General features: G+C 46.4%; 26 protein-coding genes, 1 tRNA gene and 1 pseudogene. 11 read left to right on the top strand and 17 right to left on the bottom strand.

The annotated features are described in order from the left end of the window. Window positions 1–436: 436 nt before the first annotated feature. Together B7Y67_RS03560 and B7Y67_RS03555 are read right to left on the bottom strand one after the other, a co-directional pair. Window positions 437–1,441, bottom strand: coding sequence for a linear amide C-N hydrolase (locus tag B7Y67_RS03560; RefSeq protein ID WP_293597393.1), 1,005 nt, complete (start codon window positions 1,439–1,441; stop codon window positions 437–439). Window positions 1,442–1,484: 43 nt separating this feature from the next. Further along, window positions 1,485–2,069, bottom strand: coding sequence for a hypothetical protein (locus B7Y67_RS03555; protein ID WP_293597392.1), 585 nt, complete (start codon window positions 2,067–2,069; stop codon window positions 1,485–1,487). Between the two features lie 222 nt (window positions 2,070–2,291). On the opposite strand from B7Y67_RS03555, the gene B7Y67_RS03550 reads away from it, so the two are divergent. The 3 genes from B7Y67_RS03550 to B7Y67_RS03540 are packed head-to-tail and all read left to right on the top strand — an operon-like array spanning window position 2,292 to window position 5,086. Further along, on the top strand, window positions 2,292–3,593 hold the full coding sequence (locus tag B7Y67_RS03550; RefSeq protein WP_293597391.1) for a U32 family peptidase: 1,302 nt from the start codon (window positions 2,292–2,294) through the stop codon (window positions 3,591–3,593). Window positions 3,594–3,615: 22 nt separating this feature from the next. Beyond that, window positions 3,616–4,152: a hypothetical protein gene (locus tag B7Y67_RS03545; RefSeq protein ID WP_293597390.1), complete on the top strand. Its 537-nt coding sequence runs from the start codon at window positions 3,616–3,618 to the stop codon at window positions 4,150–4,152. 28 nt (window positions 4,153–4,180) lie between these two features. Continuing rightward, complete coding sequence (locus tag B7Y67_RS03540; protein ID WP_293597389.1) at window positions 4,181–5,086, top strand: transporter; 906 nt, start codon at window positions 4,181–4,183, stop codon at window positions 5,084–5,086. Between the two features lie 3 nt (window positions 5,087–5,089). Here the strand turns inward: B7Y67_RS03540 and B7Y67_RS03535 are convergent, their stop codons facing one another. Beyond that, window positions 5,090–6,763: an AMP-binding protein gene (locus B7Y67_RS03535; RefSeq protein ID WP_293597388.1), complete on the bottom strand. Its 1,674-nt coding sequence runs from the start codon at window positions 6,761–6,763 to the stop codon at window positions 5,090–5,092. A gap of 29 nt (window positions 6,764–6,792) precedes the next feature. Beyond that, window positions 6,793–7,356, bottom strand: a complete 564-nt coding sequence (locus tag B7Y67_RS03530) for a 5'-methylthioadenosine nucleosidase (RefSeq protein WP_293597387.1) — start codon at window positions 7,354–7,356, stop codon at window positions 6,793–6,795. Window positions 7,357–7,367: 11 nt separating this feature from the next. On the opposite strand from B7Y67_RS03530, the gene B7Y67_RS03525 reads away from it, so the two are divergent. Then, a complete protein-coding gene (locus tag B7Y67_RS03525; protein ID WP_293597386.1) occupies window positions 7,368–7,886 on the top strand; it encodes an adenine phosphoribosyltransferase in 519 nt (172 codons plus the stop codon). Window positions 7,887–7,905: 19 nt separating this feature from the next. Here the strand turns inward: B7Y67_RS03525 and B7Y67_RS03520 are convergent, their stop codons facing one another. The 7 genes from B7Y67_RS03520 to B7Y67_RS03490 all read right to left on the bottom strand — a co-directional run bounded on the left by B7Y67_RS03520 (window position 7,906) and on the right by B7Y67_RS03490 (window position 11,587). Further along, window positions 7,906–8,187, bottom strand: coding sequence for a YqjK-like family protein (locus B7Y67_RS03520; protein WP_293597385.1), 282 nt, complete (start codon window positions 8,185–8,187; stop codon window positions 7,906–7,908). Next, a complete protein-coding gene (locus B7Y67_RS03515; protein WP_293597384.1) occupies window positions 8,187–8,555 on the bottom strand; it encodes a phage holin family protein in 369 nt (122 codons plus the stop codon). Before B7Y67_RS03515 ends, B7Y67_RS03520 begins: the two co-directional genes overlap by 1 nt. Before the next feature lie 6 nt (window positions 8,556–8,561). Further along, complete coding sequence (locus tag B7Y67_RS03510; RefSeq protein ID WP_293597383.1) at window positions 8,562–8,897, bottom strand: YqjD family protein; 336 nt, start codon at window positions 8,895–8,897, stop codon at window positions 8,562–8,564. Window positions 8,898–8,962: 65 nt separating this feature from the next. Beyond that, window positions 8,963–9,403, bottom strand: coding sequence for a Smr/MutS family protein (locus tag B7Y67_RS03505; RefSeq protein WP_293597382.1), 441 nt, complete (start codon window positions 9,401–9,403; stop codon window positions 8,963–8,965). A 44-nt stretch (window positions 9,404–9,447) separates the two neighbouring features. Continuing rightward, window positions 9,448–9,744, bottom strand: coding sequence for a hypothetical protein (locus B7Y67_RS03500; RefSeq protein ID WP_293597381.1), 297 nt, complete (start codon window positions 9,742–9,744; stop codon window positions 9,448–9,450). A 407-nt stretch (window positions 9,745–10,151) separates the two neighbouring features. Continuing rightward, window positions 10,152–10,246, bottom strand: a tRNA-Ser gene (locus tag B7Y67_RS03495). A gap of 90 nt (window positions 10,247–10,336) precedes the next feature. Further along, window positions 10,337–11,587 carry an aspartate kinase gene (locus B7Y67_RS03490; RefSeq protein ID WP_293597380.1) on the bottom strand — a complete coding sequence of 417 codons (1,251 nt, stop codon included), beginning with the start codon at window positions 11,585–11,587 and terminating at the stop codon, window positions 10,337–10,339. A 157-nt stretch (window positions 11,588–11,744) separates the two neighbouring features. Between B7Y67_RS03490 and B7Y67_RS03485 the strand changes: the two genes are divergently transcribed. Further along, window positions 11,745–12,029: a hypothetical protein gene (locus B7Y67_RS03485; RefSeq protein ID WP_293597379.1), complete on the top strand. Its 285-nt coding sequence runs from the start codon at window positions 11,745–11,747 to the stop codon at window positions 12,027–12,029. Further along, complete coding sequence (locus B7Y67_RS03480) at window positions 12,023–12,316, top strand: type II toxin-antitoxin system RelE/ParE family toxin (RefSeq protein WP_293597378.1); 294 nt, start codon at window positions 12,023–12,025, stop codon at window positions 12,314–12,316. The genes B7Y67_RS03485 and B7Y67_RS03480 overlap by 7 nt, the downstream gene beginning before the upstream one ends. Before the next feature lies 1 nt (window position 12,317). Here B7Y67_RS03480 and tilS read toward each other — a convergent pair whose 3' ends face one another. From tilS to cysS, 4 genes and pseudogenes are all read right to left on the bottom strand, one after another. Then, window positions 12,318–13,640: a tRNA lysidine(34) synthetase TilS gene (gene tilS, locus B7Y67_RS03475; RefSeq protein ID WP_293597377.1), complete on the bottom strand. Its 1,323-nt coding sequence runs from the start codon at window positions 13,638–13,640 to the stop codon at window positions 12,318–12,320. Continuing rightward, window positions 13,606–14,577: an acetyl-CoA carboxylase carboxyltransferase subunit alpha gene (locus B7Y67_RS03470; RefSeq protein ID WP_293597376.1), complete on the bottom strand. Its 972-nt coding sequence runs from the start codon at window positions 14,575–14,577 to the stop codon at window positions 13,606–13,608. Before B7Y67_RS03470 ends, tilS begins: the two co-directional genes overlap by 35 nt. Before the next feature lie 9 nt (window positions 14,578–14,586). Then, window positions 14,587–15,213, bottom strand: a pseudogene (locus B7Y67_RS03465) (DNA-3-methyladenine glycosylase); the annotation flags it as partial. A 59-nt stretch (window positions 15,214–15,272) separates the two neighbouring features. Next, the gene (gene cysS, locus B7Y67_RS03460; RefSeq protein WP_293597375.1) at window positions 15,273–16,694 is read right to left on the bottom strand and encodes a cysteine--tRNA ligase; all 1,422 of its coding nucleotides are present in this window, start codon (window positions 16,692–16,694) and stop codon (window positions 15,273–15,275) included. 87 nt (window positions 16,695–16,781) lie between these two features. Between cysS and B7Y67_RS03455 the strand changes: the two genes are divergently transcribed. Genes B7Y67_RS03455 through B7Y67_RS03445 form a run of 3 tightly spaced genes read left to right on the top strand, consistent with a single transcriptional unit; the run spans window position 16,782 to window position 18,940 of the window. Then, window positions 16,782–17,606 carry a tetratricopeptide repeat protein gene (locus B7Y67_RS03455; protein ID WP_293597374.1) on the top strand — a complete coding sequence of 275 codons (825 nt, stop codon included), beginning with the start codon at window positions 16,782–16,784 and terminating at the stop codon, window positions 17,604–17,606. Window positions 17,607–17,651: 45 nt separating this feature from the next. Then, entirely contained in the window at window positions 17,652–18,155 is a 504-nt protein-coding gene (locus tag B7Y67_RS03450; protein ID WP_293597373.1) for a peptidylprolyl isomerase, read from the top strand. Then, window positions 18,152–18,940 (top strand): UDP-2,3-diacylglucosamine diphosphatase, encoded by a 789-nt coding sequence (locus B7Y67_RS03445; RefSeq protein WP_293597372.1) that lies wholly within the window; start codon window positions 18,152–18,154, stop codon window positions 18,938–18,940. Before B7Y67_RS03450 ends, B7Y67_RS03445 begins: the two co-directional genes overlap by 4 nt. A gap of 13 nt (window positions 18,941–18,953) precedes the next feature. Here the strand turns inward: B7Y67_RS03445 and B7Y67_RS03440 are convergent, their stop codons facing one another. After that, complete coding sequence (locus B7Y67_RS03440; protein ID WP_293597371.1) at window positions 18,954–19,742, bottom strand: inositol monophosphatase family protein; 789 nt, start codon at window positions 19,740–19,742, stop codon at window positions 18,954–18,956. Between the two features lie 130 nt (window positions 19,743–19,872). Between B7Y67_RS03440 and B7Y67_RS03435 the strand changes: the two genes are divergently transcribed. Then, a complete protein-coding gene (locus tag B7Y67_RS03435; protein WP_293597370.1) occupies window positions 19,873–20,622 on the top strand; it encodes an RNA methyltransferase in 750 nt (249 codons plus the stop codon). 29 nt (window positions 20,623–20,651) lie between these two features. Next, the gene (gene cysE, locus B7Y67_RS03430; RefSeq protein ID WP_293597369.1) at window positions 20,652–21,419 is read left to right on the top strand and encodes a serine O-acetyltransferase; all 768 of its coding nucleotides are present in this window, start codon (window positions 20,652–20,654) and stop codon (window positions 21,417–21,419) included. A 1-nt stretch (window position 21,420) separates the two neighbouring features. Here the strand turns inward: cysE and B7Y67_RS03425 are convergent. Next, window positions 21,421–21,985 (bottom strand): peptidylprolyl isomerase (locus tag B7Y67_RS03425; RefSeq protein WP_293597368.1); only part of this gene is annotated, 565 nt, incomplete at its 5' end.

Here is a 21,985-nt window from a genome sequence, read left to right as displayed (position 1 = left end):
TGAAAAATCAAGCTAATTTTGATTTTCTTAAAACTGAAGAACTAGTTATGGCCGATAGCAGTTATCGGAAATATGGGGGAACGGATCAGTCAACAGATGGTCATCGTAGGATTATCGGATCACAAATCCTTCAGCACATCAATCTGTAACTTCCCGTGTTAAATTGAGTTTGTCGGCGTTAAAACAGCTCTTTTAATCCGTTGCTCCATTTCCATAGCCGACCTCCATCCAAAACCCCGACCGATTGATTCAAAAAAACTTGACATTGTCAACCTGTGTAAATCCGTGTAAAAATGAGCACTCAGGAGTCAAGAAAGTGAATTTTAATCCGTATGTCCCTGGTTCGAGCCCAGGTCGAGGAGCCAAATTAGTAAGTCCCTAGTGCAATCTAGGGGGGTTTTCTTTTGTGCAAATAATGCATGAAACCAGTGGAATATTAGGCTGGACCAAAAGCAAAAGGCTCTGCTGCCACAAACTGACTAGCCGTATTACCCGCGTAATATTTGCCACCGGCAATCGCTAATTTCTTGACTGGCGCCCCTTTTGAAAAATCTACATCCTTTAAATCAACCCAAAAGGTATTTGGTGTTGTTGCTGAATCAAAGTAATAGATCATATTTTGATGGTCTGTTACTGTGCGCCAAAGCGTCGATGAGATGTTTGGCTTATCTGGAGTGGTAATGCCCAGTGGAACGCCTATTGCCCTCATGATTCCAAGCACAGAAGCTACGGCCTGATATTGCATTTTTTGCTCAGGAACGGCAGTAATGTAATTTTTATCTATGGTCTTAGGGATGACGCTAACAAAATAGGAGGCTCTTGCAAACCGGTCAGCGGCGCTGATTGTACCTGGCAAGAATACGTTACCGCCAATTTGCCTCCAATATGCGTCTAGAGCCAACTGCTGATCAAACACTGGTGAATTAGTCATCACTTGGTATTCCCTGCCATGATGAATAACCAAGTTTCCATCAACGTATTCAAAAATAGCTGAGTCGCCGCTTGGATCAGAAAGAGACAGATGCATGCTAGCAGGACGTCCATTGGGCAAGATAGGAGATTTAACTCTAAATGGCTCAGCCTGGAGGCCCGCAACTGCTTCAGCTACTGTTGCATAGTTATCCAATGCATATTGAACCCAAAGTGTAATAGACATAGGCGGCTTACCATTGAGACTTCCGTAATTGGCTTCAGCTAGATAGAGCAGGTTTGCACATAACCCCTTCTCATTTAAGCCATCGCCTGATGCGATGTTGTAGCCAGAAGCGATCACGCTACCGTATTTTGAAGTCCACTCTAATGAGCCGGCGCCACACATCCCATTGCGTGACACACCAGCAGGAAATATCCATAGATCACTTTGCAGATCTTCACCCCATTCCATGGAGCGCCCAGTAACAACAAAATTATCATCACCAAGATACGTGACTCTTGTGCACATATAAACCCCCTACATTAGTTAGAAGCAATCAACTCAAAGAATCTTAAATCAAACCCTTCTTTCTTAGATTGGCTAGGCGGTTATTGAGGGTTTTAATGGTGAGAAGATTCAGCTTGTCACATTCAGACCAATTGCTACCCTTCCACTCGATGCCTTCTGGTGTGACATTAGCAAAGGGCTCCCTGCCTTCTTTTGCGTAGCCTTCCAAAATTGCAATGAGTGCAGGACGATCATCGGATCCGCCAGCATCTTTTATTGCATCTAAGATTGGTTTGGTAATCGTATCGCTGTAAGTCATCTTGGAGTCTGGATGCTTAGCTGCTGCCGGCTCTTCGAAAATGTACTCATGTGGCCACTCAAATACGTTTCTAGCTGAATTCTTTACCGAATCTGGGCTTACGGCAGCGCTTGCAGGAATTTTTGGATCAGTTGGTAAATTGAGTCCCGTAATCCAGGCTTCAAATTCTGCAATACGGGCATAGCGTTTTTCTTCACTATCGCGCTTTTGTTCTTCTTGTGACAGCAATAATGTGACCCAGGCCCAGGCGATGTCTTTAGGGATGGCAAACTCTTGCGCCAAAATGCCGCTCGCTTTTTTCAGGATGGGCTTGGATGTGAGTTTTGTCATTACGTTCTTTCTGATTCTTTAATAAGTGCCTTCGATTTCAGGTGGACAGCTCAAGGGAAGGCTCCCTGTTCGTTTTTACAATGCTCGCCACAGACCCCGTAGGATACTCTTCATAGCAGCTCATTTGCCTGGAATAGCTTGATAAATTGGCGCCTAATAGCCTCCAGGGCTCGGTGACACCGCAAATCTACCAAGAATGCCTGTATTCACTAAAATAGGTGGATGACTAAGATTCCTGAACTTCTAGCCCCTGCCGGCAGCCTTTCCATCTTGCGTACTGCCTTTGACTTTGGTGCTGACGCCATTTATGCCGGACAGCCACGCTACTCTCTCCGAGTTCGTAATAACGACTTCGGAAAAATGGAAACACTCAAAGAAGGTATTGATACTGCCCATGCTTTAGGCAAGAAGTTTTATCTGGTTTCCAACCTACTGCCTCATGGCGGTAAGACACGTACTTATATTAAGGATATGGATCCTGTCGTGGCATTAAAACCTGATGCCATGATCATGTCTGATCCAGGTCTCATCATGATGGCTAGAGAAGCTTGGCCGGATATGCCTATTCATTTATCAGTACAGGCCAATACCGTGAATGGTGCCTCTGCAAAGTTCTGGCGCTCAGTTGGTATTAGTCGTGTCATTCTGTCACGCGAGCTTTCTTTCGATGAGATTGAAGAGGTTCGTCAAGACTGTCCAGAAATGGAATTAGAGGTATTTGTTCATGGGGCATTGTGTATTGCCTACTCAGGCCGCTGCTTACTATCTGGCTATATGTCCCATCGTGACTCCAACCAAGGTGCTTGCACCAACGCCTGTCGTTGGGACTACAAGGTTAAGCCTGGTCAACAAAATACCAGCGGTGATGTGGTGCTACTTCAGGAGGCTCGTCGTCCAGATGATTTAATGCCCATGGAAGAAGATGAGCATGGCACTTACATCATGAACTCCAAAGATTTACGTGCGATTGAGCATATTGAACGCTTGACCAAAATGGGCGTGGACTCGTTCAAGATTGAGGGTCGTACTAAGTCGCCTTATTATGTTTCTCGAACCTGCCAATCCTACCGCACGGCGATTGATGATGCAGTAGCTGGTCGCCCAATGAATATGTCCCTCATTGGCAATCTAGAAGGTCTGGCAAATCGTGGCTACACCGATGGCTTCTATGAGCGTCATCACGATAAAGAGTATCAACTCTATATGCGTGGTCATTCTTTATCAGGCAGAAGCCTCTATGTTGGCGAAACTTTAGAAATTGATGAGGCTTCTGGTCGCGTCAAGGTGGATGTAAAAAACCGCTTCTCTCTAGGTGATAAATTAGAAATTATTGAACCCGAAGGTAACCAAGACATGGTGCTAGATGCCATGTGGAATCTCAAAGGCGAACCCATTGATGTCGCTCCTGGATCCGGTCACTTTGTTTGGATTCAGCTACCGCTTAAGAGCAAGCATGCATTTATTGCACGCTACACCCAAGAACCAGCTCCCGTTGAAGCTGGCGGTTCTTGCAGTAATTGCTAATCTAATACCGTAGAAAGTTTTCATGAACGCAACTCCTCCAAACTCAGCGCATGGGCACACCTTTAAAGAAAAGGCGAAGGAAGAATTTGTAAAAGCATTTCAGTTGACTATTTACTTTGGGACTTGGTTCTGCGCACTTGCTTTTTTAGGAGCAACTTCACTAGATGAAAGACCGATCCCTTTAAGTATTTTTGGTTTTGCGCTATTTAAGGCGGCGATATGCGCCAAGTTCATGCTGGTTGCCCAAGCAGCTTTCCCAATCAAAGTAGATCGTAAGCATGGCGTTGTGAGCTCATTATTTTTAGAATCCGTGATTTATCTACTCGTTGTTTTGGGTTTGAATTATTTAGAAGCTGGTGTTCACGGGCTAATACATGGCAAAGCATTCTTGATTTCTATGACTGAATTTGGCCAATCCAATCCATTGCACGTAGTAGCTATGTCGATTGTGTATTGGTTAATTGTGTGGCCCTATTTACTATTGACAGGCATGAGCATGATGCTGGGTAGCAATGCCACCCTAGAGATTTTGTTTGGCAAGAAGCCAGAATCAAAGTAATTGAAATTCTGCAAGACAGTCTTTCATCATGAATTTGATTCCATTACTGATGGGCAGAGGCTTTAGAGTTTTAGTCTTTGTCTTGCTAGCTGCAAGCGCCCTATTTACCCGACTATCTTATGCTCAAGAAATCGAGGCACGAACCTATTCTAATGCACCGGTAGGCATTAACTTCATCAGCGCCGGTGTCGCGCAAGCAAAAGCAGGCAATTACACGCTAACAAGTGAGGTCATGGGTCTTACCCATATCTTTGATGCAGGTGGTCAATCTGGAAAGCTCACCTTAGTTCTTCCCTATGGCCAACTAAGCGGGTCGAGCAATGTTGGCGGACAAACAGTCAATGCCAGTACCGAGGGTTTATCGGATCCACTCATCAAAGCCGCAATTAATCTCTACGGGGCTCCAGCGTTAACGCTAGATCAATTTAAGGACTACCAACAAGATCTCATTGTCGGCGTGAGTCTTGCGGCATCAGTGCCATGGGGTAAGTACAACGATAATCAACTGATCAATGTCGGCGCCAATCGCTGGTTTATCCAGCCGGGCCTAGGTATATCCAAGGCACTTGGCCCCTGGAGATTAGAGTTAGCTGGCGCTGGTATTTTTTACACGAGCAATACTGACTTTATGGGTAGTAACTCCTTATCTCAGGACCCCGTCTACTCAACCCAGACTCATGCGATCTATTACTTTCAGAATACGGCTTGGGTCTCTGTAGATGCCACCTACTTCACTGGCGGACAATCCTATGTGAATGGCAACCCCATTAGCGGCAATCAAGAGAATTGGCGCTTTGGTACAACCCTGTCCTACCCAGTGAATAAACACAACTCCGTTCGACTATCGGCGAGTACTGGCGCTTACTCCAGAACGAATAATAGCTACGACCTATACGGCATCTCTTGGCAATACCGCTTTGGTGGCGGTTTGTAGTTTTTATATGTCACGCAAGTGACGGCGCAGAATCTTGCCAACATTGGACTTGGGCATTTTATCAATAAAGGCAATTTTTCTGGGGCGTTTGTAGCTCGTCATTTGCTCTTTGCAATACTGAATAACCTGAGCCTCAGTTAACTCTGGCTTATCTTTGACTATATAGGCTTTAACAATCTCGCCGAGTTTGCGGTGCGGGAATCCGATCACAGCGCATTCTCTTACCCCAGGCATTAATGAAATCACTTCTTCGATTTCATTCGGAAAGACTTTAAAGCCAGCAACCACGATCATGTCTTTCTTGCGATCCACAATCTGCACATAACCCTCAGGGCTCATAGTGCCAATATCGCCCGACTTGAAATATCCCTCGGGCGTAATAAATTGCTCAGTCTCTTCAGGTCTATTCCAGTAACCCGCCATGACTTGCGGCCCCTTAATGCAAATTTCTCCAGGCGTACCAAAAGGAACTTCTATTCCATCATCATCCAAAATCAATACATCCGTACTGGGCACCGGCATACCAATAGAGCCCGTAAACTCCTTTACAAATGGTGTATTGACACACACCACTGGAGAAGTTTCCGATAAACCGTAGCCTTGAGCAATCGGCACCCCCATTATTTTCTGCCAAAGCTCAGCCGTCTTCTTTTGGACTGCCATGCCACCGCCAATGGTGACCAAAAGATTGGGCAATTTCACATTACTGAATTCAGGACGATGAATCAGCGCATGAAACAGAGTGTTAACGCCCGGGAAAATATTGATATCAGGATGCTTCATCAGCAACTTTATAAAACCGGTGATATCGCGGGGGTTTGCCACTAGCAATAATTTGCCACCTTTGCGCATTCCAAGAAGACCGCAAGCAGTGAGCGCAAAGATATGAGTCATCGGCAGCGCGCATAAAAAGACTAGCTGCTGATGCCGCCCTTTTAAAGCAGGCTCAAGCCAAGACTCAATCTGAATGATGTTGGCTAAGATGTTCCTGTGTAATAAGACAGCACCCTTAGAGACTCCAGTAGTGCCTCCCGTGTATTGCAAAAACGCAATATCGTCCTGCGCTAAAGTGGGCTTAGTAAAGCCATGTCCAGCACCTATCTTGAGGGCCTGATTCAATTTAACGCAAGGAAAATTCCAGTGCGGGATGAGCTTTTTAATATGGCGAGCAACCAGATTAATGATGACGCCTTTTGGACCTAGAGTCTCGCCCAAGCTACTCACAATCACCTTCTTCACAAGCCCATGATCAGCAATCTCCTGATACACGTGTGCAAAGTTTTCTAACATCACAAAAATAGATGCGCCGCTATCTTGCAATTGATGTTCCAGCTCTCTGGCCGTGTAGAGCGGATTAATATTGACCACAACAAAGCCGGCGCGCAGCGTACCCAACATCGCAATGATGTATTGCGGAACGTTAGGGAACATGATGCCGATTCGTGATCCTGGTTCGAGACCTAAGGTTTGCAAATAGGCAGCAAAGTCTGCTGACAGAATATCCAGCTGACGGTAGCTGATTTTGTAGCCCATCGAATCTATTGCAATGCGATCGGGGAACTTGCAAAATGATTCTTCTATTAAATCAACAATCGATATGTGCCCTGCCAAATCAATCTCATGAGGAACGCCTTCGAGATAGTTCTTGAGCCAGGGTTTTTGAGCATTGATCTGCATGAGTAAATTGGATTGTGCTTAGGCGCTCTTTAGGAGCTCATCAACTCTTTGAGCTTCTCTAGATAGAGTTCCTGCCCGTGGTTTACGCGATGCGTCCACTCATTGCCAGAATCCGCATTAGCGTCATCAGTCACATATTTAAATGATTGCCATGGAATATTAAATTGATAGGCAATATTGGCAATAGCAAATAACTCCATATCCACCACATCAATGCCCTGGGATATTAGCCAAGGATCGTGAGCCGTTACAAAACTATCGCCAGTCCCGCAAGTGTGTTCACCGCCAAGGGATAAGTATTGGGATGGTTTTGAGCAAAAAGGAGTATGCCCTCGTGGAGCTAGAGGTACTGTCATCATGTCTCGCTGAATTACCTTACCGATTTCCAGTAAACCGTCTAAGGCAGGATTAATTTTTCCGACAGTTCCAAAGTTCACTATCCGTTGAGGTTGAAATTGATGGATAGCCTGGAGGCTGGCTGTTGTTGCATTGATTTTGCCAACACCGGAATAGACTATCTCCACACCCGCTGGCAACATGCTTTTTGCAAGCTCCGAGTCCAATGCGGTAATAATGAGTAATTGTGTTTTCATATCAGCCAATAATGAATTTATTAGATTATCTACCCGGCGTCCCGAACTTTCCCAAGCCAGGAATTCTCTTTAGGGATATCTCCCCTCTTTTGGCGAGCCCTGAGGCATTTAAAGAGGCTACATTGCAGCTGGAGGCTTTGGCTCAACAGTTCGCCTATAGCCATATTCTGGGCATTGAATCCCGTGGATTTATCTTTGGCACAGCCCTGGCCCGGCAAGCCCATAAAGGCCTGGCATTGGCCCGTAAACCGAACAAGCTACCCTTGGCCAGCCATCGAGAATCTTATGGCCTGGAATACGGCTCTGATTCCCTGGAAATTCAGCAATCCACTTTGCCAGCAGGTGTGCGTGTTTTGATTGTGGATGATGTTTTAGCAACTGGCGGAACCATCATCGCAGCTAGAAATTTACTGAGAAAGGCTGGCTTTGAAGTAGCTGGCGCCCTCACCTTACTGGAAATCGATGGCTTGAAAGGTGGTGAGATCTTGAGCCAAAACGGGATAGCTAATAAAACAGTCTTGGTTGCTTAATTTATTGCTTAAGGGCCAGCTAGAGAAGGCTCTTAGCCCCCTTGAGAAGTTTGACGGCGCCCCAGCCTACAGCAAGCACCTTACTGGCCAACTTAGGCTTGTAGTGGGCTAGCACGGCAAATGCGCTAGTCCACAGAATGGGCGTGCTCTTCATGAAATTAAAAGCATCAATACCCTTATCAGCCCATGACAAGGGCTTTTCTAGCGGCTCAAAATGCAAGGCAAATTCAGCGCGTTCTTGGGCCGCCCGCTCATGTAACTCCCTTTGCCGGGCCTGAAGTCTAGCTAGCTTTTGGCTCATTATTTAGAGAGCTCCTGGCGGTCTTTAGCTAACTCAGTAATCGTTGCATCAAATAATTTAGGCATAGTCTTGAGTGAGCGTAAAACTATCAAAGCAAGAATGCACCCCACCGCTAAGAAACCGCACGTCAGCAAGCTTAGCGCCAAGACCCGATCAGTCTCCCAACTATAAATCACAATGAGTAAGGCTAGCATTACCAAGCCAAAGAATAAGAAAAACAATGTACAGATCACCATCACTAAAAGACTCAGAAACTTAGTGCGCGCAATCTGTACATCAGTCGAGATCAACTCCAGACGAGTCTGAACAATAGACGCTCCGGTGGAGACGAGATTCTTTAGCGAGGAGAAAAGATTTTCTTGTGACATGTATTCCTAGCGGCGACGAATAAATAGACCAAGCAATAAGCCAATCCCGGCAGCAACGCCTACTGCTTCCCAAGGATTTCTGTGAACAAACTCATCAGTGCGCTCAGCAACGACTTTAGCCTTTTCAGTCACAGTGCCCTCAACTGAGGAAAGACTTTCTTTTGCGCTATTAAGAGTCTCCAAAGCTTTTGAACGAATTGCCCCAAGTGGGCCATCATCATGGTTTGCCGTTGCCTTAATGAGATCCTCAGCGTCCGCCATGAGCGCCTTGAAATCACCAATTAAATTTTCGGAATTGATTTGAAGCTCTTCGTGCACAGTTGTTGATTTTTTAGCAGTCATTACCACTCCTTGCTGATGCCACCGAATTTGATGGATAAGCCCATTCTAAGCAATTCCAACAGAGATCACAGTATTAATACCGTCATACCTGCATTACCTTCCTTAAAGTGCTTGAGATAGGCCTTTAATCCAGGCCTCCTTCTCAAAAGGGCATGGTAAGCCTCGCTACCAAACGCAGTTTGCTCACCAAAATAGTAGTCATCAACCCGATCTGAGAAATAGTTGTTATCTAGGGCGTCATGAACCGCCCACTTAATCTTGCCACCCTCACCGCTAGCCCCATAACCATGTATCAAGATGATTGCCTTCATTCCGACCTCAGAGGCCCGACGAAGCCCAATAGTGAGTCGATCCAAAGCTTCTTCTGCGCTTGGACTATCGAGCTTTAAATTGAGCACCATCGTGTCGCTATGCGGAATAGGAAGATCCTCGCTACCGCATTGACGACATTCCCCCATCATTCCCCTGGGGTTGCCACATTCTGGGCACTCAAATGAATGGGTCATCAAACGCCTTTATAGAAGATTAAGGACAACCCATTCATGACAAGTTAAGAGCAATACTTTGCTTCTAATGCGGATGTGGTGATCACTTGATCGTCAACCATTCGGTTTAAGGTCAATTGAGCTGCATCCTTATTTTCTTGCACCTTCAGATTGATATTAATCAGGCCAGCCACATCCTTGCGGATGGAAGTATTGCCATATCGCAATCCCTTTAATGTCGAAACCGCTTCAGCTGAAATCTTGCACTGCTGACTCACCAATTCAGAAGAATCAGATGAGGTATTTGCATATGCAAATGCAGCTACGGAGATTGAGGCAACAGCTAATAGAGTTTTTTTCATCTTATTTCCTTAATTTGTGACCACATGTTGGACAACAACCTGAATCTTTTGCTTTTGTTTTTCTTAAGGCGGCGTAGACACTAGATTCTGAAATTTCCATCTTTCTAGCGGCTTGAGCTGCGGTCAATCCCTTCCCTATCCAATCTAAAGCTTGATGTGTTTTTGGTATCGCTCTTCTCATTTCACCTCCTTTAGAAGCACTATACCACAGAAGTTGTGAAGTTGTGAACTTTAGTAAAGATATTTAAGCATGTACTGGAAAGGCTCGTAGGATTAAAAAGTTGAAATGGAAGCGATAGCTTGCTGGGAAGTTGCGAGGGCGACCTGCGAATAGACAATAAAAAAGCCCCGGTTAAGGGGCTTAGTTATTTGTCGTGCCGGCTCAAGCAGTTAAATCACAAGGATTTTGGCGGAGACGAGAGGATTCGAACCTCCGATCAGAGTTTTAGCCCCGATGCTCCCTTAGCAGGGGAGTGCCTTCGACCAGCTCGGCCACGTCTCCCTGCTTGATGCCTTTACAACGACCCACAGTTTAACGGATTCCGTTGACTGCGGGGTTTTACTGCAGTTTTAAAGCGTTTACAGCGTATTTTCACTGCTGATCCAGCTCGAAAGCCTTATGTAGAGCGCGTACAGCTAACTCCATATATTTCTCATCAATCACAACAGAAATCTTGATTTCGCTGGTAGAGATCATCAGGATGTTGATGCCCTCTTCTGACAATGTACGAAACATTTTGCTGGCAACGCCAACATGGGAGCGCATACCAACACCTACTACAGAAACCTTAGACACCTTTGGATCACCAGTGATTTCTTTGGCTTCAATATGGGATTGGACATTATTCTTCAGCAAGTCCAAGGCTTTTTGGTAATCAGAACGTGGAACTGTAAAGGTGAAGTCTGTCTTACCTTCAAACGACTGGTTCTGAATAATGATGTCCACATCAATATTGGCATCCGCAATCGGACCCAGAATTTGATAGGCGATACCTGGGCGATCAGGGACCCCAAGAACGGTAATTTTTGCTTCATCACGCGCAAAGGCGATGCCGGAAATAACTGCGGCTTCCATGGTGCTGTCCTCTTCAAATGTAATCAAGGTGCCCGACTTCATCTCTTGATCAAGGGGCATCAACGGATCTGTCAGTGATGACAGAACACGGGTTTTAACTTTGTACTTACCTGCAAACTCAACTGAACGAATCTGCAATACCTTTGAACCAAGACTTGCCATCTCGAGCATTTCTTCAAAGGTAATTTTGTCCAAGCGACGTGCATCTTCACAAACGCGCGGATCCGTCGTATAGACACCATCCACGTCAGTGTAGATTAAGCACTCATCAGCTTTGAGCGCTGCAGCCATGGCAACAGCAGATGTGTCAGAGCCGCCACGACCTAAGGTGGTGATGTTGCCGCCTGGATCAACACCCTGGAAACCAGTGACCACTACGGCGCGACCAGCATTCAGATCGGCAAGAATTTTCTTGTCATCAATACTCTTAATGCGCGCTTTGGTGAATGAAGAATCCGTGTGAACGGTTACCTGCCAACCGGCATAACTAACTGCATCAACACCTTCACGTAGCAATGCCAAAGCCAACAGGCCAGAACTCACTTGCTCACCTGTAGAGGCGATTTGATCCAGTTCGCGTGGATTTGCATCTGGATTGATATCTTTAGCCAAACCAAGCAAACGATTGGTTTCTCCAGACATAGCTGAAGGCACCACAACTACCTGGTGACCTGCACGCATCCACTTAGCAACGCGTTTAGCGACATTCTGAATGCGCTCAACCGAGCCCATTGAGGTGCCACCATACTTATGAACGATAAGAGCCATAAAAACCGTCGTATTGTCTATTTACAGGGAATTACATTCCCTAGGGTCTAAAAGGGGCTTATTTTACAGGGTTTTTATCGTTCAAAACGGTGGGCATTGACAGTGGCTTGGTCTGGCGATACGATTGGTGTTACTAAAGTAACACCAGGAGACCCATATGAGCATTGTTAGCACAACCTCCCTCAAGCTCACCGAAGAAATAAAACTACAGGCTACAAATGCAGCTAAAGAACTGGGTATGACTCCACATGCATTTATGGTGGAAGCCATCAAGCAAGCCAGCATTAACGCGGAAATACGCAGAAACTTCATTCAGCAAGCCAACATTGCTCGTGAAGGGGTTATCAAGAATGGTAAGGTCTTCGAATCAGATAAGGTTTTTGAAGCAATGAAATCCCGTATCGCAGGAAAAAAATCTACATTGAAAGTTAGCAATTGGTAAGAATTGTTTTTGCTCCCCAAGCACTTGATGATTTAGAGCGACTTACTGATTTCCTAATTGAAAATGACAAAAGTGCCGCACTTCTCACCATTGAATTAATTGAAGAAGCTGTGAAAATTCTAGCAAGGCATCCACTTCTTGGCCGACTCTGCGATATCCACCTAAGAGAGTTGGTGATATCACGTGGAAAGAGTGGCTATATTGCCCTCTATAGCTTTGAGGAGTCAAAAAATATGATTCTCATCAATGCCATTCGCCACCAAAAAGAATCGGGTGGGATTTATTAAGTTAAAGCAATTCCCAGCAAGGCAATACTCTTTTTCCGTATGCAACTAAATGTGAGTAACTCACACCTACCCCAGCAACCGCTACGAGCTGGTCGTTGATATAAAGCAATGGCGCCTGCCGCTCCCAAGGCGGGGTATCTGACTCTTGAAATAGGTTCTTAAGCGTTTTACGTGGCGTGTTGGGCTTGACCTGAATCTTTTCCGCCCCTTGACGCACTCTTTCTTCAACGAGACCTTTCTCTAGGGCTGCATTTACCCAGTCGGCTGGTAAACCAAGTGATTTGCTCCGTGCAGGGATAGCCTGAAATATCCACCGTCCGGTATTGGAGTAGACGACCTGCAATCGATCGCGCCAGAGATGAATACTCACCCCATCATGCTGCCATTCCAAACTCGAACCTGCTTTTACCGACATCAGATCCTTCCACCAAGACTCAAGACGTTCTTGGGATGGCATCGCTAAATCATTGAGCCTGAGCCAATGACGCATCAGATTATTAGCCGCAGGTTTGTCTGTATTGGCAAGAGTCAGGAGCTGTGCCAACTTTAATTGATTGGCCTGAAGAATTTTTTTGCCATCTAGCTCGGCTAAGCGATCGAGCAGCACTTGAGAATGAGCAAGCAAGTCAGCACTGCGAGCCAAGTTGGCAATTGCTCCAGGCTGAATTTTCTCCAGCCTCGGAATGATGTTTTTACGAATAGCATTACGGCGATAGCGCGTATTTTGATTGCTAGGGTCTTCCACCCATTTGAGTTTGTGTTCTTTGGCATAAACCTCTAACTCTGCCCTGCTTTGACTAAGCAAGGGTCGCCAGAAAGTTATTGGGTTAACTTGGTTTGCGTTTGCGCGATGGAGGGGCATACCAGAAAGACCTGCTACGCCAGAACCTCGAAGAAGTTGCAGGAGCACGGTTTCTGCTTGGTCGTTTTGATGATGGGCAAGCAACAGATCTTCGATGCCATGTTCAACACATAAGTCAGTGAGGGCCTCATAGCGCTCTACCCTTGCCCTGGCTTCAATATTGCCCTGAGATTGATCAGCGAAATGCAATAGACGAAAGTCAAAATGTACTTGATATTTTTTGGCTAGCCTTTCGCAGAACTCCAGCCACTGATCAGCAGGCCTTTGAAGTCCGTGATGAATGTGAAATACCCAAACTTCAGTTGGATTATTTGAATTTGCATGGACTGCCTTGCAAACAGTATCGAGCAAGACAACCGAATCAAGTCCGCCACTTAAGGCAAGACCAATACGTCTGGTTGCTTTTGTGGCTACTTGAGAGGCTGCCTTAGGACTTGGCTTCGATTTCCTTGAACTTGCCATAACTCATCAAGCGTTCATGGCGACGCTCAAGAAGCGCATCCACTTTCATACCATCAAAGGTTTTGAGGGAATCAGCCAGAGCCTTGCGCATATTATTCATCATGGTTTCGTAATCACGATGTGCACCACCAATTGGCTCGGCAACGATCTTATCGATCAAGCCGATAGCTTTTAAACGTTGTGCAGTCAGGCCCAATTGCTCAGCAGCCTCTGGCGCCTTATCAGCAGTCTTCCAAAGAATAGATGCACAGCCTTCCGGTGAAATCACGGAATAAGTTGAGTTTTGTAACATCAACACTACGTCACCCATGGCAATGGCAAGCGCACCACCAGAACCACCTTCGCCAATAATGGTGGCAATGATTGGAACTTCTAACTCAGCCTGAACATAGAGATTGTGGCCGATTGCCTCGGATTGATTGCGCTCTTCTGCATCAATACCTGGAAAGGCACCTGGCGTATCGACAAAGGTGAATACTGGTAATTTAAACTTTTCTGCCAAGCGCATCACACGCTTCGCTTTGCGATAGCCTTCTGGACGACTCATTCCAAAGTTTCTTAATGCGCGCTCTTTAGTATCGCGACCTTTTTGATGACCGATCACCATGCAAGGCTGGTTATCAAAACGCGCTAAACCAGTAATAATGGATTGATCATCAGCAAAATTGCGATCGCCATGAAGCTCATGAAAATCTGTGAATAAAGCGCTCACGTAATCTAATGTATAAGGACGCTGTGGATGACGAGCAACTTGAGAAACTTGCCAAGGACTTAAGTTGGCATAAATATCTTTAGTCAGCTGCTGACTTTTTTCGCTTAGCGTTTTGATCTCATCAGAAATATCTACTGATGATTCATCTTGTACAAATTGCAGCTCTTCAATCTTTGACTCTAGTTCAGCGATTGATTGCTCAAAATCCAGGAAAGTCGTTTTCATAGCTTGATTTTAATATTCAACGGCGATGGGGTCGAGACTTCTCCACATATACCAGGTTGCAACCGTACGCCAAGGGGCCCAATTTGCAGCCACTTCACGGGCTTCATGCCTGCTAACTGGCTCTCCGCTGAAGTAATTGAGGGAAATAGCCTTAATGAGGCCGGCATCATCCAAAGGGAGAATATTGGGCCTCACCATATTGAAAATAAGGAACATTTCAGCAGTCCAGCGCCCAATACCCCGAATTTCACACAATTCTTTAATGATGGCCTCATCTTCCATGCCCTTCCACTGATTGGCATGTAAACGGCCAGAATCGAAGTGCTCTGCTAAATCACGGATGTACTCTACCTTGCGTCCTGATAGGCCAGCTGCGCGCAATTCTTCAACACTTAAAGCAAGGATATTTTTAGGATTTACTTTGTTTTTAGCGGCAAGCAGCACCTTCTTCCACACTGACTGGGCTGCCGCTACAGAAATTTGCTGGCCAACAATGGATCTAGCCAATGTGATAAATGCATCTCCACGCGTTCTCAAAAAAACAGCGCCATGTTTTGGAATCAGCTTTTTTAGAATGCGGTCATGCTTCATCAACTCGGCACAAGCTTGCTCCCAGTAATCGGGGGCAGACTCCTCAACAATTGCTTGCTCTACTACTTTAGTCAAAATACATTCTCAATCACGAATTAAGTTACCTAGCTTCTACGCCATTCAGTAAGACCGCCAGGTTTATCTTCTAAAACCACGCCCTGCTCTAACAAGGTATTGCGAATCGAATCTGCTTTGGCAAAATCTTTGGCTTGCTTTGCAGCAACCCGAGCTGCGATTTGTCCTTCAATAGCAGTGGCGGATAAACCTGTATCCACACCCCGAGATCCCTCTTGCAAGAATGCAGTTGGGTCGCGTTGTAAGAAGTTAAGGGTTTCGGCTAATGCTTTAAGCGTATTGGCTAATTGCGCCTTCTCTTCACCCTGCGCACGGTTAACTTCACTCGCCAAGTCAAAGAGCGCTGCAATCGCCTCGGGCGTATTGAAATCGTCGTTCATGGCATCAGTAAACCGCTGAGCCCATACTGAGTCTGGTTCTAAAGACTTATTACCATCCGGCACATGGCTCAAGGCGGTATAAAGCCGAACCAGTCCGGAACGAGCCTCCTCAAGCTGGGCATCACTGTAGTTAATCGGACTACGATAGTGGGCACGCAGCATAAAGAAGCGTAAGACCTCAGGGTCGAAATTCTTGAGAACATCGCGGATCAAGAAAAAATTACCCAATGACTTGGACATCTTTTCTTCATTCACCCGAATGTGCCCGTTGTGCATCCAATAATTTACAAACGGTTGGTCACTGGCTTTGTGATCTTGGCCATAGATAGCGCCCTCACTCTGAGCGATCTCATTCTCGTGATGCGGAAACTGTAAATCGGCACCACCACCATGGATATCAAAATGTTCACCCAGCAAATCGCAAGACATGGCAGAACACTCAATGTGCCATCCAGGGCGACCTTCTCCCCAAGGGGATTTCCAGCGCGTATCAGCAGGCTCTTCTGGCTTGGCGCTCTTCCATAAAACAAAATCCAATGGATCACGTTTACCGCCACCAACAGCAACACGCTCGCCAGCATTTAATTCATCCAAAGATTTACCGGAGAGGCGACCGTACTCCGGGAACAAGCGGACAGCGAAATTCACATCGCCATCCTCGCCTTGATAGGCCAATTCATTTTCAATTAAGGAACCGATAATGCCCTGCATTTGGGCTATGTAATCGGTTGCTCGGGGCTCATGATCTGGATGCATTAATCCCAACTCATTGGAGTCGGCATGCATTGCATCGATAAAACGCTGTGTCAGCGCAGAAATGGGCTCACCATTCTCAATAGCGCGATTGATGATCTTGTCATCAATATCAGTGATATTGCGAACATAAACCACCTCATAGCCGCTAGCACGCAACCAGCGAACCACCATATCAAAGACAATCATCACCCGGGCGTGACCAATATGACAAAAGTCGTAGACCGTCATTCCGCAGACATACATCTTCACCTTGCCTGGCTCGATAGGTTTAAAGGCCTGTTTAGAACGACTGAGGGTGTTATAGATTTGCAGCATAGGGACTATAAAGGTGGGCAAGTAGCGCCAATTTGTTAGACTGAGCGCTGAGTATATCGAATGAGCCAGTTTTTCACCCCACCCCCTATGCCAGCTAACCTTTTTTCACTACGTCCAGCCCAATTGGGTGGCTTGAGCGCTATTTTTGCCACTTTATTGCTGGCGGGCTGCAGCACCCCCGGACAACAACTGGCAGACGCTGAAATCAAAGCTGTCAATAGCGCTTCGGCCACTGCCGCACAAGGTGCTCAGGCGCCGTATTTAGGCTCCTATGGACCCAATGATCCCCCAAGATTGGCTGGCAATGACGCTGGATACGATCAATTTAATTCTGAGCTCTCAGACTCAGTAGCTGTTCCATTTCTCTCCTTTTTGATTATTGAGCCAGATCCCGTTACTAAAAATGGGGTTCCGTCTGATATTGAAAAGTTAGTTAAAGCCAAAAAATATCCAGAAGCCATTGACCTCATTAATCAGCAGCTCAAGAAAACGCCAGGCAATGTCCAGTTACGTTACGTCAAAGCGCGTATGCAGATTGAAATGCGTCAGTGGGAGTTAGCGAAGAAAACTTTGGTTGAAATTACCCAGCAATTTCCAGAGCTGCCCGAGCCCTATAACAACCTAGCCGCACTGGCAGCCAATCAAGGCAATTGGATTGAAGCTAGGGACTATTTAGAGCTTGCCTTGAAATTACGCCCAAGCTATACCGTTGCCTCAGCCAATCTGGGCGAGGTCTATATTCGACTTGCAGCACAAGCCTACGACAATGCAGCAAAAGATGCCGTCCTCAATCAGCGTCAATACACCAATCGTGCGAAAGCATTAATGGAGATGCTGAAGCCAGTCAAAAAGGGAGTTGCGTCGGCAACATCTGTAGCCCCAATAGCCCCAGCAGTACCTACTTCAAAATAATTTTCTTACCTTTTTATCTACTAACCCATAGAAAGTAAATTCATCATGGCTAAAGTTTTACTCAAAACAAATAAGGGTGATATCACCCTCACATTAGATGCTGCCAAGGCACCAAAAACTGTTGCTAATTTTTTACAGTACGTCAAAAGTGGTCACTACGATGGCACAATTTTCCATCGCGTGATTGATAACTTCATGATTCAAGGTGGTGGCATGACTACTGGCCTAAAAGAAAAAACTTCTGGCGCCCAAATTGAGAATGAAGCAAACAATGGCCTTAAGAACGAGCGTGGCACAGTAGCTATGGCTCGCACTAGTGATCCGCACTCTGCAACAGCTCAATTTTTCATCAACGTGAATGACAATGATTTCTTGAATCACACTTCACCAAGCGCACAAGGTTGGGGTTATGCGGTTTTTGGCAAAGTGACTGATGGCCTTGATGTGGTTGATGCTATTCGTAAAGTGAAAACTGGCAATGCTGGCTTTCATCAAGATGTTCCTACAGAAGATGTTGTGATTGAAAAGGCAAGCGTTCTCGAGGAATGATTCCGCAATACGCGAGCGCGCTGCTCATTTCAGATTTGCATCTCACGCCGTCAATGCCCTTGACGGCGCAACGATTCTTTGATTTTTGTGAAAAGGATGCTCCTAAGGTAGAGGCTGTATTTATCCTGGGGGACTTATTTGAGTATTGGGTTGGCGATGACGCCGCCCTAAACTCCCCTTTTCAACAGGAAGTAAAACATGCGCTCGCAACACTTTCCACTAAAGTAAAAACGTATTACCTTCACGGTAATCGAGACTTTTTAGTTGGTAAGCATTTCTTAAGTAAAACGGGCATGACACTCATGGCCGATCCCAGCAAGATCAACATTGCCGGATCTGAATATGTTCTCTGTCACGGCGACTCTCTTTGTACGGCAGATATTGGCTATCAAGTATTCCGCAATTGGGTACGTAAACCTTGGGTTCAAAAATTATTCTTGAGCCTGCCTTTGAATTGGCGCCGCTCTATTGCGAATCATCTGCGAAGCAATAGTGGCGTTCAATATCAACGTGCAATCCAGTCGTCTGTTGAAGGTGCGCAAGTCAAAATGAATGTCACCATAGCAGCATGCGCCGCAGTGCTAAGAGACAAGTCTGGCAATCAATTGATTCACGGGCATACCCATCTACCTAAGCATCATCAAGAGCATCTTGCAGGTCAAGAATGGCAACGCTGGGTCTTATCTGATTGGGATTTAGATCACCCTGAGAGTGGACGACCTCGCGCAAGCGCACTACTCATTAACCAAGACGGCGCACGTTACGCCGACCTGATTAAAACTTAATACTGCCGCCTCGTTAACAGGTGGAGTATTTAGATAAGCATTGCACCATCTGAGCAAAGATGCGCGGATTTGCGCACATCACTTCACCGCTTTGCAAGAAGCCTTCTTCGCCGCGGTAGTTACCAATGAGTCCACCAGCTTCAGTAATCAATAAAGCACCTGCAGCCATATCCCATGGCTTGAGATCACTCTCAAAGAATCCATCGTAGCGACCAGCAGCCACATAGGCCAAATCGAGAGAAGCGGCACCAGGACGACGCAGGCCCGCACAATTACGTGACATATCTGCGAAGATTTTTAAATACTTTTCTAAATCTTGATCTTCGCGATAGGGGAAGCCGGTACCCAATAAGGAGTTAGCCAAGCGATCTTGAGTGGCAACACGCAAACGCCGGCGATCCAAATAGGCGCCTGCGCCACGAGTAGCAGTGAAAAGTTCGTCACGGGTTGGGTCGTACACCACTGCTTGCTGGGTTACACCATTTACCGACAGCGCAATCGAAACTGCGTATTGCGGGAAACCGTGAATAAAGTTAGTTGTGCCATCTAAAGGATCGATGATCCAGACGTTTTCAGCATCCGCATTTTGAGCGCCAGTTTCTTCAGCTAAAAAACCATGGCTTGGGTAAGCTTCGCTGAGCGTTTCAATAATGGCTGCTTCAGCTTGTCTGTCCACCTCAGTAACAAAGTCATTATGTTGTTTGCGGTCAACCTGAAGGCGCTCTAAATTGAGAGAAGCTCTATTAATCACGGTTCCGGCACGACGGGCAGCCTTAACGGCCACATTTAACATGGGATGCATAGTTTTGATGGACAAATTAAATAAGAACAAGCTCACCAGATTGCAAAGTGCAGGACAATCAGGAGCTAACACCCTGATTCTAAACGATTGCTACATTGAACACCCAAGCCACTAGAGAATTTCTGTTGATATGAATACCGTACAAGCACAGTTACTGCGCTGGGTTTTGGTTGAAACCAGCCACCCCGGAAACGTAGGTTCAACTGCGCGCGCACTGAAAACAATGGGGTTTAGTGATCTACGCCTAATTTCCCCAAAGATTCCGGGGGTCGCACAGGCGCCCGAGGCTATTGCTTTGGCTAGTGGTGCCGTCGATATATTGGAATCTAGTCAAGAGAGCTCCTCGCTAGAGTCGGCCGTTCAAGACTGCCCCCTAGTCTTGGGGCTAACCAGTCGTGATCGTGAATTCGGGCCACCAGCAATCGGCTGGCAAGATGCTCGCCCCCTCATTCAAGCTGCCATTGCCGGCAAGCAGCGTGTGGCCCTTCTATTTGGCCCAGAGCGGACCGGCCTAGATAACCACCATCTCTCACTTTGCACCCATCGGGTTTGGCTTGATGCAAACCCTCTCTACCCATCCCTGAATCTCGCCCAAGCCATGATGGTTTGTGCATTCACCCTCAGGGAGACCTTGAGTAAAAATGGAGGAACTGCCCCCATCAATTCAAGCGATGAACCGGTAGACTATGCCGATCCTGCGGCCGTAGCCGCCATGCTAGAACACTGGCGCGAAGGGCTAGAGGCCATCGGCTTCCTGGATCCAGCCCATCCCAAGAAACTCATGCCGCGCTTACAAGCGCTATTTGCCAGAACCCGCCTTCACAAGGAAGAGGTCGATCTTCTGCGCGGCATCGCTAAACAGATGATCTCAAGAAAATAAATTCAGCCTTTACCCGTTAAAATCGACTCATGTTTAATTCGCTTTTCGACCAAGTCGACTCCATCATTGTTCGCGACCCCGCCGCTAGAAATCGCTTGGAGGTCATCACCTGCTATCCAGGTTTACATGCTGTATGGATTCATCGGGCATCTCATGGGCTCTGGAACTTGGGTTTGAAATGGATCGCACGACTTCTATCGATGCTGGCTCGCTTTGTTACCGGTATTGAAATTCATCCTGGAGCGAAGATCGGTCGCCGTGTTTTTTTAGATCATGGTCTCGGAATCGTCATCGGCGAGACCACTGAAATTGGTGATGATTGCACCATCTATCAAGGCGTTACCTTAGGTGGAACCTCTTTATACAAAGGTGTAAAGCGTCACCCCACTTTAGGCAAAGGTGTTGTGATTAGTGCTGGAGCTAAAGTTCTCGGCGGCTTCACTGTAGGTGATGGCGCTCGCGTTGGATCTAATGCTGTGGTGCTCAAAGAAATTCCTGCTGGAGCAACTGCAGTAGGAATCCCTGCGCGCATCTTGCATCCGGATTTGCCTCAAGCGAGTGCCCCAGATAGCAAGGTCAAAGAATACTTCTCTGCCTATGGTGTGACACCGAATGTAGATGATCCAGTATCCATGGCATTAAAGGGTTTGATTGATGCTACGCTTGAGCAAGAAGCCAAAATCACAGCTCTCGAGAAGGCCCTAGCAAAGTTAAGCAATACACCTTCTTCTGATGCAGGGGAATCCAGTGACACCAAGCGCGACCTTGGCGCCCTAAAGGAATGGCTTAAAGAGTAAGTTAATGCAGGGTTGGTGATGAGCCACCAGTATTGGTGGCGCTGTCTGTAAGCTCATCATCGCCCTCATCGGAATCATCCGGCATTCCAAATGCAAATCCCTCACCGCCCTCAGGATGACGATTCTCAATCTCTTCATCAGTAGCAGCACGAATATCCTCCACTTGAACCCAGAAGCGCAAAGCCATACCAGCTAGCGGATGATTGCCATCTAAAACTACTTGGCTATCAGCAACATCGGTAACGGTGTAAATCAAGGGCTCATCATCCACATCAGCAGTGTCACCCTGTTCTTGCGCATCGGGAACGCCCTCAAACTGCATACCTACTTCTAAAGGCTCTGGGAAGCGAGCGCGTGGCTCAATCTTTAGCAACTCAGGATCGTACTCACCAAACGCCTCACTGGGCTCAAGCTGAATGCTAGCTTCATAACCCACATCCTGGCCATTCAATAAAGTTTCAATCTTTGGAAAAGTACCCTCATATCCTCCATGCAGGTATACCATCGGAGAATCTGGTTCCTCGATAATATTGTTTTGCGCATCAGTTAATTTGTAGCGCAGGGAT

It is taken from the genome of Polynucleobacter sp. 35-46-11, assembly GCF_002281105.1.
Note: the sequence above shows the minus strand (reverse complement) of the source record. Positions and strands in the feature narration are given on the sequence as shown.